Raw genomic sequence first — 16,768 nt, forward strand, 5'->3', positions numbered from 1 at the left:
CGCCATTACCGAAGGCCAGGGCCGCCGCCGGATCATCCCACCGAGCCTTCCAGCGAGACTTCGAGCAGTTTCTTGGCTTCTACCGCAAATTCCATCGGCAGTTCGCGGAATACCTGCTTGCAGAACCCATCCACGATCAACGACACCGCGTCTTCCTGGCTGATGCCGCGTGCGCGGCAGTAGAACAGCTGGTCGTCGCTGATCTTGGAGGTGGTGGCTTCGTGCTCGACTGTGGCGCCGGGATTCTTCACCTCGATATAGGGAAAGGTGTGGGCGCCGCACTGCTTGCCGATCAACAGCGAATCGCACTGGGTGTAATTGCGCGCGCCATCGGCGTTGCGGTCCACCTTGACCAGGCCACGGTAGGTGTTCTGGCCGCGGCCGGCGCTGATGCCCTTGCTAACGATCTTGCTCTTGGTGCGCTTGCCGATGTGGATCATCTTGGTGCCGGTATCGGCCTGCTGACGATGGTGGGTGAGGGCTACCGAGTGGAACTCGCCCACCGAATCGTCGCCGAGCAGCACACACGACGGATACTTCCAGGTGATCGCCGAGCCGGTTTCGACCTGGGTCCAGGTCACCTTGCTGCGGTTGCCACGGCATTCGGCACGCTTGGTGACGAAGTTGTAGATGCCGCCGCGGCCTTCTTCATCGCCCGGATACCAGTTCTGCACGGTCGAATACTTGATCTCCGCATCTTCCAGCGTCACCAGTTCCACCACGGCCGCATGCAGCTGGTTCTCATCGCGCATTGGCGCGGTGCAGCCTTCCAGATACGACACGTAGGCCTTGTCTTCGCACACGATCAAGGTGCGCTCGAACTGGCCGGTGTGGCCGGCGTTGATGCGGAAGTAGGTGCTCAGTTCCATCGGGCAACGCACGCCCTTGGGAATGAACACGAAGCTGCCATCGGAAAATACGGCCGAGTTCAGCGCGGCAAAATAGTTGTCGCCCACCGGCACCACGCTGCCGAGGTACTGCTTGACGATCTCCGGATGTTCCTTGATCGCCTCGGACATCGAGCAGAAGATCACGCCCTTTTCGGCCAGTTCCTTGCGGAAGGTCGTTCCGACCGAGACTGAATCGAACACTGCATCCACCGCAACGCCGGCCAACCGCGCGCGCTCGTGCAGCGGCACGCCGAGCTTGTCGTAGGTGTCGAGCAGCTCCTTGGGCACGTCATCCAGCGAGGCGTACTTCGGGCCCTTGGGCGCGGAGTAATAGCTCAACGCCTGGAAATCGATCGGCGCGATCTTCAGCTTGGCCCACTCCGGCATCGGCATTTTCAGCCAGTGGCGGTAGGCCTCCAGGCGCCAGTCGGTCATCCATTCCGGCTCTTCTTTCTTGGCCGACAGTGCACGGATGATGTCTTCGTCCAGACCAGGCGGGAGCGAATCGGATTCGATCTCGGTGATGAAACCGGCGTCATAACGTCGGCCCAACCGTTCGAGGATCTGCGCATTCTGCGGGGGGGCAAGTTCGGTGGCCATCGGCTGCCTACTGGGTCAGGTGGTCGCGACGCGCGCGGCGATGGAACGCCGACGGTTGTCGCCAGGGAGGGAGAGGGGGTGCAGCATCTGCGCCAGTGTCACGCGACGCAGGGCATCGCCCACCACATCGTTGATCAGGCGCCAGTTGGAGCGCACACCGCATTGGTGGGCGATCCCGCATTGACTGTGGTCCTGGCTGCATTCGGTGATGGCCAGCGGTCCTTCCATGGCTTCGACGATCTCCACCAGGGTGATCGCGCTGGCCGCACGTGCAAGCCGGTAGCCGCCATGCACGCCGCGCAATCCTTCCACCAGGCCAGCCTGCGACAACGGCTTGAGGATCTTGCTGACGGTGGGTGCTTCCAGGCCGGCCTGTTCGGCCAGTTCGCTCGCGCTGAGCACCTGGTCGCTCCGTGCAGCCAGCACCGTCAAGACGACGGTGGCGTAATCGGTCAATTTGGTGACGCGCAACATGCGAAGACGGTGAATCCCTAAAGCGGACCGAAATTGTACTCTTTTGCTCCGCTCAGTCCAACCGCGCGGTTCAGCCGCCGGAAAGGCCAGCCCGTTGCGGTGGCAGGTGCGCTTGTGCTTGGCGCGTGGGCGCGCTGCGGTCACAATGAGCGGCCCCATCACCGGACCCTTTCATGTCGCGCAAAGTTGCCGCCCGCAAGTCACGTATCCATGGCAATGGCGTGTTCGCCGTCGCTGCGCTCAGCAAGGGCGAACGCATCATCCAGTACAAGGGGCGCCTGCGGACGCATGCCGAAGTGGATGCCGACGACACCGGCGATGTGGAAAGCGGGCACACCTTTCTGTTTACGCTGAGCGATGACTACGTGCTCGACGCCAACTACGAAGGCAACATCGCGCGTTGGATCAACCACAGCTGCAATCCCAATTGCGAAGCAGTGATCGAAGAGGCAGAAGGCGACGACCGCAGCAAGGACAAGGTCTTCATCGAAGCCAAGCGTGCGATCAAGCCGGGCCAGGAGCTGACCTATAACTACGGCATTACCCTGGGCGAGCGACACACGCCGCGCTTGAAGAAGATCTGGGAATGCCGCTGCGGTTCGAAGAATTGCACCGGCACCATGTTGCAGCCCAAGCGCTGAGCGACGGCGCGCTGCGGTCGGCATGACGCGGCGCGCACATCGGTTCACGGATGCGCAACACGCGCATTCCTAGGGTGCATGCTCCTTTGCAGATTGAGGAGTTCCTCATGACCCATTCGCTCTCCGGCAAGACCGTTGCCGTGCTCGCGACCAGTGGCTTCGAACAATCCGAGTTGCAGGAGCCCAAGCGCTTGCTTGAGTCCTGGGGCGCCACCGTCGAAGTGATCGCGCCCGGCGACGATGCACAGATCCGTGGCTGGAACCACACCGGCTGGGGCGACAGCGTGCCCGTGGATACGCCACTTGCGCAGGCCAAGCCCGACCGCTACGACGCGCTCGTGCTGCCGGGCGGTGTGATCAACCCGGACAATCTGCGCACCAACACGCAGGCGATCGATTTCATCCGTAGCGTTGCGGCCAACGGCAAGCCGGTGGCTGCAATTTGCCACGGGCCGTGGTTGCTGGTGGAAAGTGGGCTGGTGCGCGACCGCAAGGTGACGTCGTGGCCGTCGGTCAAGACCGATCTGAGCAACGCGGGCGGCCGCTGGGAGGATGCCGAGGTGGTGGTGGATGGCCAGCTGATCACCAGCCGCAAGCCGGACGATATTCCTGCATTCACCGATGCGGTTGCCAAGGCACTGGCTGCCTGAGGTCACGCAGCAGCTATAAAAAAGAGCCCGGTGCATCGCTGCGCCGGGCTTTTTTAGTTTCACGTTGGCAGATGCGCGGTGTGCTCGCAGCGCCGATCGGTTACTTGCCTGGCATGGCGCCGGCCGGCACCAGCTGCTCGATATCCTGGTTGAAGTTCACCGCCAGCCGGCCGTTCTGGATCGCCACCGACTCCACCTGCACATTGCCCATCACGGCCGCAATGGCGGGATCGATCTTGTAGATCGGCTCCTTGCGTGCGTAGTCGGCCAACCACGCGTTGAGCAGCTGGCGCGTGCTGCTGTCCAACTTGGCACCGGCGTTGGCGGGGCGGAAATCATCGACCGTTGGCTGGTCGAGATAAAACCCCTGCTTTGCCGTGTCGTAACGCAGCGCGCTGCTCAAGGTGACGTTGCCCACCGGCGCCGGCGCGCCGCCGGCCGTGGCCAATGCAAGGTCGAACGCCATCTTCAAACGGTCGCCAGGTGGCAACGACAGCGCCGGGTTGCTGACCGTCATTTCGATCAGGCCACCCAGCGCATCGTGAGTCTGCGGGAAGCGCCCGCCCAGGTACTGCTGCACGTCGGCGGCCTGCACGCTGATCTGTCGCCCCTGGATCTGAGGCGCCGCCCACGCTGCGGACAGTGGCATCGCCAGGGCGAGGGCAAGCAGGGATCCGGCAACTAAACGCAGTTTCATCGGGCAACTCCGGCGGTGGATGGCATCACCTTAGCCAGCGCCGGTGAACCACGGGTTAGCGTGCTGCGGCGTGGCGGGATGAGTACGACACTGCGTGCCGCAGTGGTTGGGGTGCTCGCAGCGAATGCGCTTCGGTGTTTACGGGCGTCGACTGCGGATCTCGCGTATCCGCCACCTCTGCCTGCGAACGTGCAGTTGTGTGGACGGCGGCTCTAACGCAGCACAGGCTGCAGGGTGGCCGAATAGATTTCCCAGGTGTCGCTGCCAACGCGTGGTTGCAGACGGTAAGCACCGACCAGGCGTTCGGTGCCGGTCGTGGTGCGCACGGTCAGCTGCACCGGCACTTCGATCAAGCGCGGCGGGTGCTGTTGGTCCAGCGCGATTGGCGGATCGTTGTTGATGCGCAGGCTGATGATCTGCCCGATGTTGCGCAGCACTGCATCGTCCGGCACGGGAGCGGGATGGCCGCCCGTCCACAGGGCATCCGCATCGGCACGTGCAGCACCGGGCAGTGCGCCCAGGTAACGATGCACGGTTGCGCTTGCTTGCGCGTAGTTCGCACTTGCAAGCGCCTGTTTGGAATCGGTGGCGGTCGATGCAGCGCCGGGGTGCTCGCTGGCCGCGGGCGATGCCGCAGTTGTGGCGACAGTCGCCGATGCAGGCGAGCTGTTGGCGGCTCGTGGTTCGGGCGTGCGTTGGCAGCTACAGCCGGCCAGCAGCAGTAGCGAAAAGACACTGATCAGTTGGCGCATCGCCGCTCCCCGTCACGATCGGCGCAGTGTAGCGGCAGTTGGCGCCGCGCGGATCAGCGCCCGGCAGCGGGATGCACGCGTTGCAGGCGCTCCAGCAATAGCTGCAATTTCGGCTGTAGCGCGTCCAGGGCATTGCTGGGCCGCGCGCGTGGGCGCGCCGCCAGGTCCTCGAGCAATTGCGACCCGACGGTGAGCGCGGCGCACTCGTCACTGCTCAGGTCGCGGCGCAGGTGCAACTCTTCGAACAGCCGCATCCAGTCGGCACGCGAACGCTGTTCAAATTCGATCGTGCAGCGGTCATGGCAGGGGCTGCCGTCCTTTTCGATGGGCGTGACCGTAATGCGGTAGCGTTTGCGGGACATGGAAGGTCGCGTCACTGTGGGGCTGGCTCCACCATAGGCGCGCACGCGCAGGGTCTCGATAGGCCGGGCCATGACGCAGTGTTCCAGTGCGCTCAGGGTGCCTGCTGTGGCGCGGGTTGCCGGAGCAGTGGCAGCGGATCGTACGCACCGTTGCGCCCATAGATCCCGTAGTGCAGGTGCGGCGGCGTGCCACGGGCGTTGCCGGTGGTGCCGACCATGCCCAATGCAGTGCCGGGCTCGACCACATCGCCGACTGCCAGTCCGGGCGCCCAGTCGTCCAGGTGCGCGTAGTAGTGCCGTTCCATCGCCGGGCCGAGCACCCACACTTGTTTGCCACCCAACCCTGTGTCGCGAATGGAACTGACCACGCCACGAGTGGCGGCCACCACCGCTGTGCCGCGCGGCGCGAAGATATCGACACCGGCATGGCTGCGGTCGCGTCCGCGTGGGGCGCCGAAGGTGTCGGCAATCTGGCGACCACGCACGCCGTCTACCGGGATGTGCAACTGCGTGGGTGCTGGCATTTGCGATAACTCCCAGCTGGTGCGCAGGCGTTCGGCCATCGGTGACAGCCAGGCCCAGCGCGCGGCGACACCCAGCGCGCACAGCATCGCGATCGATACCAGCAGGTGGCGCACGCGTCTGGCTGGGCTGCGGGTGGGCTGTGGCGCGGTCACGGGTACTCTTGGTTGCGAACTCACCGCCAGGGTAGGGCAGCGGCGATGAGTGCGATGTGGTGTGCCTGTCAGCAGGCGAAGAAGACGCGGCAGACGCGCAAAAAAAAGACGGCCCTAAGGCCGTCTCGATCAAACCGGATGCAGCGCGATTACAGCGCGGCGTCCTTCAGACGCTTCATCGCACGGACCTTCAGCTTGCAGGTCGCAGGCTTGGCAGCAAACACCTGCTCTTCCTTGGTGAACGGGTTGATGCCCTTGCGCTTCGGCTTGGCCGGCACGTTGACCGAGGTGATCTTCAGCATGCCCGGCAGGACGAATGAGCCGACGCCCTTCTTGCTCAGCGACGCGTGCGCGGTGGCTTCCAGCGACGCCAGCACGGCGCGGACGTCCTTCGGAGCCAGCTGGGTGGTTTCGGCGATGTGCGCGACCAGGCCGGTCTTGCTCAGGGCTTCCTTGATCGGCTTCGGCGCGGCGGTCTTGCTAGCGGCCTTGGCCGGCTTTGCGGTCTTGGAGGCGGCGACCTTTTTCACTGCCTTCTTGGGGGCAGCCTTCTTAGCGGCGGTTTTTGCCATGAGTTATGTGTTCCGTATTCGTTGGTGGTGTTTGGGTCTGCCGACCCAGTCGGCAACGCGAAATGTAGGGCAACTGCCGCGCGCCGCCAATAGGGAATCGATGAAACAACACGAAAAGACCGACTTGGCACGGGCATTCGTTCACTGGACGCCAAAAAACACGAGAAAAAAGCGCTCTGGGTTCGCTTGGCGAGGGATGCTGCGCGCGGTCTGACGCACAGCAGCAGATCGAGGTGATGCGGCATGGATCGCGGATTGGCGCAATCTGGGCAGCTGCTGCACAGGCGCATGTCGATCAATGCATTCGCTTAGCGAGGCATGCCTCGACTGAGCCTGGGCACCGTGGTCGAGCAAAGGGCCCATTCCAATGTGGCGAAGAATGGCGTGCGTGTCCCTGCCAATCGATTGCAGGCGCCAAACGAAGCGCATTCGATGAAGCCGGGGCTCGCATCATTTCGCATTCGGACAGCGCTGCGCCGAATAGCGCGTTTCCAGGCAAGCGAGCGATCCAGCCAGCGACGACGCATCGCTCCCGCGGATCAGTCGTTGGCTGCCGACAAGCTGCGGCCGCGTTCGGTCGCCGCGGCAATCGCGGTGGCGGTCAACGCTTCGAAACCGCCGGCCTGGAATGCCTCGATCGCGGCCTGCGTGGTGCCGTTGGGGGAGGTCACGCGCCGGCGCAACACCTCCGGTGCTTCGCCGGATTCGGTCAGCATGCGTGCTGCGCCGAGCAGGGTGTGCAGCACCAGCGTGCGGGCGGTCTCGGCGGGCAGGCCTTGCGCGCGCGCCGCGGCCTCCATCGCTTCGGCCAGCAGAAAGACATAGGCCGGGCCGCTGCCGGACACCGCGGTGACCGCATCCATCTGCGCCTCGTCGTCGAGCCAGACGGTGACGCCAGCGCTTTCCAGCAGCCGGGTTGCCTGCGCGCGCTGCGCCGCGCTGACGCGTGCATTGGCAGACAGGCCGGTCACGCCGGCGCCGAGCAGGGCCGGCGTGTTGGGCATGGCGCGCACCACCGCCGCCGTGCCGCCGCACCAGCGCTCCAGTTGCGTTGCGGTGATGCCCGCGGCGATCGACAGCAGCAGCGGGTGCTGTTGCTGCGCGAGATCGGCCAGCTGCGTGCACACGGTGGGCATGACCTGCGGCTTGACCGCCAGTACCCAGAGTGCGGCGCCCTCCACGGCGCTGCGCGCGTCGTCGAACACCTGCACGCCGAAGTCGGCGGACAGTGCCTGGCGCAATTCGGCGACCGGCTCGGCGACGCGGATGGCGCTGGCTGGCGCGCCCTGGCGCAGCAGCCCGGCGATCAGGCTGCGCGCCATGTTGCCGCCACCGACAAAGGCAACCACCGGAACATCGCCGTGTGCAGCCACAGCTGTGGAGGAGGAAGGCTGGGTCATTGCAGCACCATCAAGAAGGAGGAAGGAAACGGCCGATGTGTCAGACGGCCGGTGGCGCGTTGCGCTGGCCAAATAGCGCCGTGCCCACGCGCACCATGGTGGCGCCGGCCGCAATGGCATCGGCGAAATCCGCGCTCATGCCCATCGACAAGGTATCTGCCTGCGGATACTGGCTGCGCAGTGTCGCGAACAAGGCCTGCATGCGCGCGAATGCCTGGTGCCGGCGCGTGGCGTCGGGAAACGGCGCGGGAATCGCCATCAATCCGCGCAGCTGCAGTTGGGGGTGGGTGGCAATCTCCGCGGCCAGGGCGTCGATTGCCTCGGGCGCGCAGCCGTGCTTGCTGTCCTCATCGTCGATATTGACCTGGATCAGCACGTTCAAGGGTGCGCGGCCGTCCGGGCGATGCCGGGCGAGCAGTGCGATCAGCTTGGCGCGGTCCACGGTCTGCACCCAATCGAAACACTGGCTGGCCATGTCGGCCTTATTGGATTGCAGGTGCCCGATCAGGTGCCACTCCAGCTGCAGTGCTTGAAGCTGCGCGATCTTGGCGGCCGCTTCCTGCACATAGTTCTCGCCGAAGGCCTGCTGGCCCTGCGCTGCTAACGCCGCCACGGCGTCGGCCGGCTGGGTCTTGGACACCGCCAGCAGGCGCGCGGGCCCGGCGTTGGGAGGGGTTGCCGCCTGGATGGCGGCCAGCATCTGGTGCAACGAGGAAACGGGCACAGGTCAGCCAACGGGTAAACAAGGCGGCCATAGTGCCGCGCCCGTGCCTTTCCTTCCAGTTGTGCCGGTGCGCGCCGGGCGTGGCGGATCGTCCTTGTGGCGAGTTGCGTGGATAAAGGCGCGCTGCGGCGCACGGTACCGCCGCCCCGGCCATCGGAAACGCCGGCCATCGGCATTCATGCTGGCGGGCTGAACCGAGGCACGGCGCGCTTCCAGGGCGCTGCCAGAACGCTATACTGCCGGTCGGGGAGTATCTTCCAATCGCAGCCTAGGGGAAAAGCAGCGCATGGATATCGCTGAACTATTGGCGTTTTCTGTCAAGAACAAGGCATCGGACCTGCACCTGTCTGCAGGCTTGCCGCCGATGATCCGTGTCGATGGCGATGTCCGCCGCATCAATATTCCGGCCTTGGACCATAAGCAAGTGCATGCGCTGGTCTACGACATCATGTCGGACAAGCAGCGCCGCGATTACGAGGAATTCCTCGAGGTCGACTTCTCGTTCGAGATTCCGTCGCTGGCGCGTTTCCGCGTCAATGCGTTCAATCAGAACCGTGGCGCCGGTGCGGTGTTCCGTACCATTCCGTCTGAAGTGCTGACGCTGGAAGACCTGGGCTGCCCGCCGATCTTCCGCCAGTTGATCGACCAGCCGCAGGGCCTGATCCTGGTGACCGGCCCGACCGGGTCGGGCAAGTCGACCACGCTTGCCGGCATGATCGACTACATCAACAAGAACGAATACGGCCACATCCTCACCGTCGAGGATCCGATCGAATTCGTGCACACCTCGCAGAAGTGCCTGATCAATCAGCGCGAAGTGCACCGCGACACGCACGGCTTCAACGAGGCGCTGCGTTCGGCCTTGCGCGAAGACCCGGACATCATCCTGGTCGGCGAGTTGCGCGATCTGGAAACCATCCGCCTGGCACTGACCGCTGCGGAAACCGGCCATCTGGTGTTCGGCACCCTGCACACCAGCTCGGCGGCCAAGACCATCGACCGCATCATCGACGTGTTCCCGGCCGGCGAAAAGCCGATGGTGCGCTCGATGCTGTCCGAATCGCTGCGTGCGGTGATTTCGCAGGCATTGCTCAAGAAAGTGGGCGGCGGGCGTACCGCAGCGTGGGAAATCATGGTCGGCACCCCGGCCATCCGCAACCTGATCCGCGAGGACAAGGTGGCGCAGATGTATTCCTCGATCCAGACCGGCCAGCAATACGGCATGCAGACGCTGGACCAGCATCTGCAGGACCTGGTCAAGCGCAGCCTGATCACGCGCAACCAGGCGCGCGAGTACGCCAAGGACAAGCGGATATTCGAGTAGCCGGGATGTGGGATTCGGGATTCGGGATTCGTTACGGCGGCTCCCGGGCCGGACCCCGTTCTTGCGAATCCCGAATCTCCACTCCCGAATCCCTGCTCCCGAGGAGCACGCCATGAGCACCATCGACTTCACCTCCTTCCTCAAGCTGATGGCGCACCAGAAGGCGTCGGATTTGTTCATCACCTCTGGCATGCCGCCGGCGATCAAGGTGCATGGCAAGATCAGCCCGATCACTCAGACGCCGCTGACCGCGCAGCAGAGTCGCGACCTGGTGTTGAACGTGATGACGCCCTCGCAGCGCGAGGAATTCGAAAAGACCCACGAGTGCAACTTCGCCATCGGCGTGTCCGGGGTGGGGCGGTTCCGTGTGAGCTGCTTCTATCAGCGCAACCAGGTGGGCATGGTGCTGCGTCGGATCGAGACGCGCATTCCCACCGTCGAGGAGCTGAGCCTGCCGCCGGTGATCAAGACACTGGCGATGACCAAGCGCGGCATCATCATCTTTGTCGGCGCCACCGGGACCGGCAAGTCGACCTCGCTGGCGGCGATGATCGGCTACCGCAACCAGAATTCCACCGGGCACATCATCACCATCGAGGACCCGATCGAATTCGTGCACAAGCACGAGGGCTGCATCATCACCCAGCGCGAAGTCGGCATCGATACCGATAGCTGGGAAAATGCGTTGAAAAACACCCTGCGTCAGGCGCCGGACGTGATCATGATCGGCGAAGTGCGGACCCGCGAAGGCATGGACCATGCCATCGCCTTCGCCGAAACCGGCCACCTGGTGCTGTGCACGTTGCATGCCAACAACGCCAACCAGGCGATGGACCGCATCATCAACTTCTTCCCGGAAGATCGCCGCAACCAGCTGCTGATGGACCTGTCGCTCAACCTCAAGGGTGTAGTAGCGCAGCAGTTGATCCCGACCCCGGATGGCCGCGGACGCCGCGTGGCGATGGAGATCATGCTCGGCACGCCGCTGGTGCAGGACTACATCCGCGACGGCGAGATCCACAAGCTCAAGGAGATCATGAAGGAGTCCACCAACCTGGGCATGCGCACCTTCGATCAGAGCCTGTTCGAGCTGTACCAGGCGGGCGAGATCAGCTACGAAGACGCGCTGCGCTACGCCGACTCGCAGAACGAGGTGCGCCTGCGCATCAAGCTCTCGCAAGGCGGCGATGCCAAGACGCTGTCGCAGGGGCTGGATGGCGTGGAGATTGCCGAGGTTCGGTGAGGCGCACGGCCGCGCTCCATGATGCGGCGGCGTTGCGACCAACGCTGCGCGTACCAACGACGCGCTGCGGTCGGTCTGGGCGCGTCGCGCTTCGCAGCCAGCGCTGGCGATTGAGTGCAGTGCGGCGCCAAGCCAGTGCAGCCGTACATCCAGCAGCGATGCACGGCTGACGTTTCAGATGTAACCAGGGTGGCCGATAGTGTCTAATATCCGCACCCCACCGCAGTTCCCAGACCCGTGAGCCTTCCCGATTCCGATCTCCGTCCGGAGCAAGAGCCGTTGCCCGAAGACGGCGCCGTGTTCACCTCCGGCCCGCTGACGCCGCCGCCGGATTCGGCTGGTACCAGCGCCGATGACCACGCCTATCACCACTCGGTGGCCGAAGATGCGCAAGGCATGGTGCTGGCCACATTGGTGGCCTCGCTGGGCCTGGCGATCTTTGCCAAGGGCGGCCTGATGATCGGTGGCATGGCCGGGGTGGCGTTCCTGCTGCACTACGCGCTGCACTGGAATTTCGGCTTGGTCTTTGTGCTGGTCAACCTGCCGTTCTATTGGTTGAGCGTGCGCCGCATGGGCTGGGAATTCACCCTGAAAACCTTCGCCGCGGTGGGCGCCTGCGGGGTCTTGACCGACCTGCTGCCACGTTGGGCCGACTACGCGCGCATGAGCACGTTGTTTGCGGCAGTGGTGGGCGGCGCGCTGGCCGGGCTGGGCATTCTGTTCTTCATTCGCCACCGCGGCAGCCTCGGCGGCATCGGCATCTTGGCGGTGTATCTGCAGCGCGAGCGGGGCTGGAGCGCGGGCAAGGTGCAGATGAGTTTCGACGCGATGCTGATGCTGGTCGCGTTCTTCGTGCTGACGCCGGACAAGGTGCTGTATTCGGCCATTGGCGCGTTGATGCTGAGCCTGGTGCTGATGTTCAACCACCGGCCGCACCGCTACATGGGCGTGTGAGCGCGTAGCGGACTTACACGACCTCCTCGCGCGCCGGGCAGTCGGTGGGCAGGTCCAAACGCTGCATCAGGCCGCGCGCATCGAACGGTGCGTGCACCTTCATGTCGTTGTCGAAGTAGCAGTACACGTCGCGCCGTGCGCGCTTGCTGGCGCGCGGCCCGACACGCTGGGCATCGGAGGGCTCACCGCCTGCGGCCCAGGTCGCAATCCGCTCGCCCCAGCGGTCCAGGGCGTGGTCGCTATAGCCGCTGGCATACAGCTGCGCGTCGCCGTGCAGCCGCAGGTAGACGAAGTCAGCGGTGACATCTTCGAGATACGGAAATTTGCCCGCGGTATCGGCCACCACCACGCCCACCTTGTGCTTTCGCAGCAGCTTCATGCAGGACGGGTCGCAGAAGCTGGGGTGGCGCATTTCCAGCGCATGCCGTAGCGGGCGCTTGCGATCGACGCTCAAGGCCGTACGCCCATGCATCAAAGTGGTATCGCGTTTGCGCGCCAGGGCGAGTGCTGCCTCGGTATCGCGCGGCAGGCTGGAGAGAAATGCATCCAGCACCGCGTCATCGAAGCGCAGGCTTAGCGGTAATTGCCACAGGATCGGCCCCAGCTTCGGGCCCAGCCGCAGCACGCCGGATGCAAAGAAGTTGGCTAGCGCCTGTTCGCAATCGCGCAGCCGCTTCATATGCGTGACAAACCGCGGGCCTTTGACTGCGAAGACGAAGTCGTCCGGCGTCTCGTCATGCCAGCTCTGGTAGCTCTCCGGGCGTTGCAGCGAATAGAACGAGCCGTTGATTTCCACGCTGGGAAAACAGCGCCCGGCATAGGCCAACTCGCGCCGCTGGGCCAGCCCGGTCGGGTAGAACGTGCCGCGCCAGCGTGCATAACGCCAGCCCGAAATGCCGATGCGGATGCTCATGTGCCGACCATGCCGCGGCGGGTGTGCAGTGGTCGTGGATGCTGTGGCAAGGCCGCGTCATCTGGTGCGCCGGTGCGTGCGAGTGGATAAGCGAGGCGGCATTCTCGAAACAATCGCGCCGCTGCGAGGCGGGCGCAGCCGGTGCGTGGAGTGGGCATAGAGCGCGCACCCAGCACCCGACTGTGGTGCCATCACTGTCTGGCTGGCGGCTCGCTACGTGCGGTCAGTCTTGCGAGGCATCCACAGGCACTGCCGTGATCAGCGCAATGCCGCTGCGCGTGCGCTTTGACAGCAGCGGCAGGTTCGCAACCTGGTTGCCGGGCGCGTCGTAGAGCCACAGCACGCAGCACTCGGTATTGGCGCTTTGAAAGCTGCTGCGGAACGCCACCACGCTGGCGCTGTAGCAGTCGCTGCCATGGCGCACGCGAAGATTGGCGACAAAGTCGAACGTGTAATGCCCGGCGTCATGCCATGGCCATTGCGCCTCCAGCTCGGGGTCGCTGCTTTCGGCGGGAGTCGGGCAGCCTGCATTCGGATCAGGCGAACGCTGCCGACCTTGCGCATCCAGGCGCAGGTGCTGCAACTGGGTGTCTACCGCAGCACGCAACGCCGGGTGTTGCGCCAGCCAGTCGTCCGCTTGGCGTTCCTCGGGCAAGCGCTCGGCAGCATCCTTTCGCGGCGCCGCCAGCGTGTGCTGGTAGCGATAGCGGATCTGCAGTGCCTTGGTTGGGCGGCGTTCGGCGGGCAGCGGCGACAATGGGCGCGAGAGAGTCAGCGTGTCCTGGAAATAGTCGCCGTCGCGGTAGGCCGCGTAGCTGCGTCCGTCGATGCGTAGCCAGTACAGCGCCTGGTCGCCGCCGCGACCGCTGATGCTGAATCCAGCGTCCGCTTCTCTATCCGCTGGCGTACCTGTGGGCGTGGCGGTGGCGGCGCGGAAGCCATCGGTATGGCCTTGCAGCACCGTGATCTGCGTAAACAAACCAGTGCCGCCGACATAGGCGTCATCCAGCAGGTCGCGTTGGCCATCCTCGTCCAGGTCGATCAGGGTGTAGTGGTGGCTACGGTTCTCGGAGATATCGTCTGCTTCGCTGGTGGTGTGCGCGCGGTAGGCCTGCAGCGCGTGCCACTCGGCATCGGTGACGTCGGCCGGCTGCGTGGGCGGCACCGCCTCGGATGGGTCTTCCTCCGGATCCGGGCTTGCGATGTCGAAGCTTTGCGCGCGGGTATCGGCATAGCGCTTCATCACGGTATCGATCGGCATGGGGTCGCTGGCCGGCACGGCGGCGATGTCGCGGCGCAACTGGTCCAGCACCTGCGTCAGCGAAAGCCTGGGCACCTTGTGCGCGTCTGCCTGCGGCACTGCCGCGGCGGAGGCAATCAGCAACCCGGCAATGCCCAGCAAGCGCCGCATGCGAAATGTGCGATGCGGTGTGATCGCAGCGCTGAGTACAGGCGCCTCGCACGCGGCACGCAGGGTGTCGCTCACGCGCTGCGCATCCACGGCGGCGACAGTGCCTGAATGTCCGCAAATACCGGGCAGTCGGGATGGTGCGCGCCGCGCAGGTAGCCAAGGCTCATCAGGAATTCGCCGGTGATTTCGCCGCCAGTAAAACGGAAGGTCTTCTTGAACACTTTCACCCAGGCCGGCTTGTCGAGGGGATGTTGTGCATCCAGCCAGTTGGCAAAGCTGCCGTGCGTTGCGCGCAGGCGCTGGATCACCTGCGCGTTGTGGATGGCAGCCAGCACCTTCAGGCGATTGCGAATGATGCCGGCATCCTGCATCAGCCTGGCAATCTCCGCCTCGCCGTACGCGGCCACGGTGTCTACGCCGAACCCGTCATAGGCACGCTGGAAGTTGCCGCGCTTGCGCAGGATGGTTTCCCAACTCAGGCCGGCCTGGTTGATCTCCAGCACCAGGCGTTCGAACAGTTCGCGTTCGTCGCGCTGCGGGAAGCCGTATTCGTGGTCGTGATAGTGGCCATGCACCGGGTGGCCGGGCGCGATGCTGCAATAACCGCTCATGGGGTCTCCGTTGTTTTGCGTGCGTTGGCGGATGAGTTGATGCGCATCGGTTTACCGCCGGGAAACAGCAGGTCCGGCCAACGGCGTGGCAGCGTGGCGAGTTTGCCTTGGCGCACGGCCTCACGCAGGGCTTCTTGTTGCTGGCTGCGCTGCGGGAAGCTGTTCAATGTGTCCACTCGATACCAGCCCTGCGCATCGCGGGTGTACAGCGTGCAAGTGACACCAAACTTCCCTGAAAGATCGCACAGCATCACCTCGTCCTGGCCGTCCTGATCCAGGTCGCGGCGGGTGATCACGCAGTCGGCATCGCGTTGCAGGCAGCTGTCGTTGTGCAAGCTGCCCTGCGCCAGGGCGCTCCACCAGGTTGGGTCCGGGCTGCTGCTGCCTGCGGCGAGCAGCAGGTGTGCCTGCAGCTCGGCCACGTCGTGCATGCGCGTGCGTCGCAGTGCGTCATCCGACTGCGGTTCCTGCCAACGTTGCGTCCGCGCGAGCAATAGAGTGAGCTGCCGGCTGCGCTTGGCATCGTTGGCAAAGACGGGGGTGTCCCGCAGCGCTTGCACCGCGTGATAACCACGGCGGCCGTTGGCAAACCGCAGGAATTCCAGATCGTCCTGCAGCAGATCCGGGTTTGCAGTGCCGCCGCGCTGTGCCAACTGCTGCAGCTGGCTGGCCACCACAATCCGATACGGATCCAGCACAGGCGTATTGACCAACAGCAGCAGGGCGACGACCGCCCACGACAGCATCTTGTTGCTGCGCGCCAGCGGCGCCAGCCACTGCCCCGGGCGTGGCCGCAGCACTGCAATGGCGTATCCCACTGCATAGGCGCTGGCCACCGCGGCCAGCACCATGCCCCAGAAGCGTTCGCCGGTCCAGCCATACTGGGCAATGCGCAGGCCCACCGCGTAAAGCGCCAGGCCTGCATACAGCGGCAGTGTGAGCAGCCCGGCCTCGACAACGCGCCGCAACCAGCCCGGATACGCAGGCGGCGTCGCGCCATCCTGATACACCGCATTGGTGAACAGCACCAGCCCGAACACCATGCACAGCAGGATCGCCGCCGCCGCGCGGGTCTGCCACAGCGGCTGCAGGCCGGTCAGCGGCAGGGTGAGGATGAACAGCAGCGCGATACTGGCCAGCAAGGGCACCAGGCCGGTGCACAGGGCGAACACGATCTGCCGCATCACCTGCACCGCACGCTGGCGGGTGCGCCCGATCAGGATGCCCAGGCCAGCCATCGTGCCGGTGGCCAGGTAGATGAAGGCATCCTCGCGAAACAGCGTGCGGAAGAGGTCGATCTTCACCAATGCGAACAACTCGGCCCATAACGTCAGCACGCCCCAGCACACGCCGACGAACACCAGTGCCAACGCAAGCGTGAGCGTGTTCTGCCAGGCGTGTTCGAACAGCGCGTGATAGCTGGCACGCCAGCTGCCATGGTGCTGACGGAACTGCAGCCAGGGCAGGGCGATCAACAGCGCGGCCGCCACGCTCAGGCCGAACGGGGTCAGCACCTTGTTGCTTTCCAGGCCGGGTGCGCCGGTCGCGCTCCACGCCGCCCAGCCGGCAAGTGCGGCGAACACGGCCGCCACCACGGCCAACTGCTGCCACAGGCGACGGTCCTGCAGGGTCTGCACGCTCAACAGCAGCATGCTGGGAACGGTGAGCACCAGGGTGTACCAGCACACGCGCCCACCCAGCGCAGCGAACGGCGCCACGCCGTGGTCTGCGCCCCATTCGGCCAGATACAGCAGGCCGCCTTGCAGCAGGGCCACCAGCACGATGAACGCGCGGGTCTGGCGGGGCAGGGGCAGATCGTCGGAGGCGGGGTGCAGCGCAGATGTGGGCAGCATCGGCAGTCCATGGCTGAGGC

General features: G+C 64.9%; 18 protein-coding genes. 5 read left to right on the top strand and 13 right to left on the bottom strand.

Annotated features, from left to right (window positions below; all coding sequences use genetic code 11):
• Positions 1-32: 32 nt before the first annotated feature.
• Positions 33-1,490 carry a Fe-S cluster assembly protein SufB gene (gene sufB / locus QRM60_RS12150; RefSeq protein ID WP_285446278.1) on the bottom strand — a complete coding sequence of 486 codons (1,458 nt, stop codon included), beginning with the start codon at positions 1,488-1,490 and terminating at the stop codon, positions 33-35.
• Between the two features lie 15 nt (positions 1,491-1,505).
• The gene (locus tag QRM60_RS12155) at positions 1,506-1,964 is read right to left on the bottom strand and encodes an SUF system Fe-S cluster assembly regulator (RefSeq protein ID WP_011037893.1); all 459 of its coding nucleotides are present in this window, start codon (positions 1,962-1,964) and stop codon (positions 1,506-1,508) included.
• 173 nt (positions 1,965-2,137) lie between these two features.
• Here QRM60_RS12155 and QRM60_RS12160 point away from each other — a divergent pair, with 173 nt between their 5' ends.
• Both QRM60_RS12160 and QRM60_RS12165 read left to right on the top strand, forming a co-directional pair.
• Positions 2,138-2,605 (top strand): SET domain-containing protein-lysine N-methyltransferase, encoded by a 468-nt coding sequence (locus tag QRM60_RS12160; protein ID WP_016944109.1) that lies wholly within the window; start codon positions 2,138-2,140, stop codon positions 2,603-2,605.
• A 107-nt stretch (positions 2,606-2,712) separates the two neighbouring features.
• Complete coding sequence (locus tag QRM60_RS12165; RefSeq protein WP_285446279.1) at positions 2,713-3,255, top strand: type 1 glutamine amidotransferase domain-containing protein; 543 nt, start codon at positions 2,713-2,715, stop codon at positions 3,253-3,255.
• Between the two features lie 100 nt (positions 3,256-3,355).
• On the opposite strand, the gene QRM60_RS12170 is transcribed toward QRM60_RS12165, so the two are convergent.
• The 7 genes from QRM60_RS12170 to QRM60_RS12200 form a co-directional block, all read right to left on the bottom strand.
• Positions 3,356-3,952, bottom strand: coding sequence for a DUF1439 domain-containing protein (locus QRM60_RS12170; protein WP_070690340.1), 597 nt, complete (start codon positions 3,950-3,952; stop codon positions 3,356-3,358).
• Positions 3,953-4,164: 212 nt separating this feature from the next.
• Positions 4,165-4,485: a hypothetical protein gene (locus tag QRM60_RS12175; RefSeq protein WP_193387345.1), complete on the bottom strand. Its 321-nt coding sequence runs from the start codon at positions 4,483-4,485 to the stop codon at positions 4,165-4,167.
• Between the two features lie 272 nt (positions 4,486-4,757).
• Positions 4,758-5,066, bottom strand: coding sequence for a DUF3861 domain-containing protein (locus QRM60_RS12180; RefSeq protein ID WP_161960898.1), 309 nt, complete (start codon positions 5,064-5,066; stop codon positions 4,758-4,760).
• Between the two features lie 92 nt (positions 5,067-5,158).
• Positions 5,159-5,743 (bottom strand): M23 family metallopeptidase, encoded by a 585-nt coding sequence (locus QRM60_RS12185; protein ID WP_238595476.1) that lies wholly within the window; start codon positions 5,741-5,743, stop codon positions 5,159-5,161.
• 149 nt (positions 5,744-5,892) lie between these two features.
• A complete protein-coding gene (locus QRM60_RS12190) occupies positions 5,893-6,315 on the bottom strand; it encodes an HU family DNA-binding protein (protein ID WP_103700764.1) in 423 nt (140 codons plus the stop codon).
• 539 nt (positions 6,316-6,854) lie between these two features.
• Positions 6,855-7,715: a pyrroline-5-carboxylate reductase gene (gene proC / locus QRM60_RS12195; protein WP_285446280.1), complete on the bottom strand. Its 861-nt coding sequence runs from the start codon at positions 7,713-7,715 to the stop codon at positions 6,855-6,857.
• Between the two features lie 40 nt (positions 7,716-7,755).
• Positions 7,756-8,439, bottom strand: coding sequence for a YggS family pyridoxal phosphate-dependent enzyme (locus tag QRM60_RS12200; protein ID WP_285446281.1), 684 nt, complete (start codon positions 8,437-8,439; stop codon positions 7,756-7,758).
• A gap of 286 nt (positions 8,440-8,725) precedes the next feature.
• On the opposite strand from QRM60_RS12200, the gene QRM60_RS12205 reads away from it, so the two are divergent.
• The 3 genes from QRM60_RS12205 to QRM60_RS12215 all read left to right on the top strand — a co-directional run bounded on the left by QRM60_RS12205 (position 8,726) and on the right by QRM60_RS12215 (position 11,960).
• On the top strand, positions 8,726-9,763 hold the full coding sequence (locus QRM60_RS12205) for a type IV pilus twitching motility protein PilT (RefSeq protein ID WP_003489919.1): 1,038 nt from the start codon (positions 8,726-8,728) through the stop codon (positions 9,761-9,763).
• 112 nt (positions 9,764-9,875) lie between these two features.
• Complete coding sequence (locus QRM60_RS12210; protein WP_005990431.1) at positions 9,876-11,006, top strand: PilT/PilU family type 4a pilus ATPase; 1,131 nt, start codon at positions 9,876-9,878, stop codon at positions 11,004-11,006.
• 279 nt (positions 11,007-11,285) lie between these two features.
• A complete protein-coding gene (locus QRM60_RS12215; protein ID WP_042598126.1) occupies positions 11,286-11,960 on the top strand; it encodes a YitT family protein in 675 nt (224 codons plus the stop codon).
• A gap of 13 nt (positions 11,961-11,973) precedes the next feature.
• Here the strand turns inward: QRM60_RS12215 and QRM60_RS12220 are convergent, their stop codons facing one another.
• From QRM60_RS12220 to QRM60_RS12235, 4 genes are all read right to left on the bottom strand, one after another.
• Positions 11,974-12,873 carry a DUF72 domain-containing protein gene (locus tag QRM60_RS12220; protein ID WP_115556454.1) on the bottom strand — a complete coding sequence of 300 codons (900 nt, stop codon included), beginning with the start codon at positions 12,871-12,873 and terminating at the stop codon, positions 11,974-11,976.
• A 223-nt stretch (positions 12,874-13,096) separates the two neighbouring features.
• The gene (locus QRM60_RS12225) at positions 13,097-14,359 is read right to left on the bottom strand and encodes a hypothetical protein (RefSeq protein WP_285446282.1); all 1,263 of its coding nucleotides are present in this window, start codon (positions 14,357-14,359) and stop codon (positions 13,097-13,099) included.
• Complete coding sequence (locus QRM60_RS12230) at positions 14,356-14,895, bottom strand: DNA-3-methyladenine glycosylase I (RefSeq protein ID WP_115556453.1); 540 nt, start codon at positions 14,893-14,895, stop codon at positions 14,356-14,358. The genes QRM60_RS12225 and QRM60_RS12230 overlap by 4 nt, the downstream gene beginning before the upstream one ends.
• The gene (locus QRM60_RS12235) at positions 14,892-16,748 is read right to left on the bottom strand and encodes a DUF4153 domain-containing protein (RefSeq protein WP_285446283.1); all 1,857 of its coding nucleotides are present in this window, start codon (positions 16,746-16,748) and stop codon (positions 14,892-14,894) included. Before QRM60_RS12235 ends, QRM60_RS12230 begins: the two co-directional genes overlap by 4 nt.
• Positions 16,749-16,768: the final 20 nt, after the last annotated feature.

This window comes from Xanthomonas sp. fls2-241-TYG-148 (assembly GCF_030208815.1).
Lineage (GTDB): Bacteria > Pseudomonadota > Gammaproteobacteria > Xanthomonadales > Xanthomonadaceae > Xanthomonas > Xanthomonas campestris.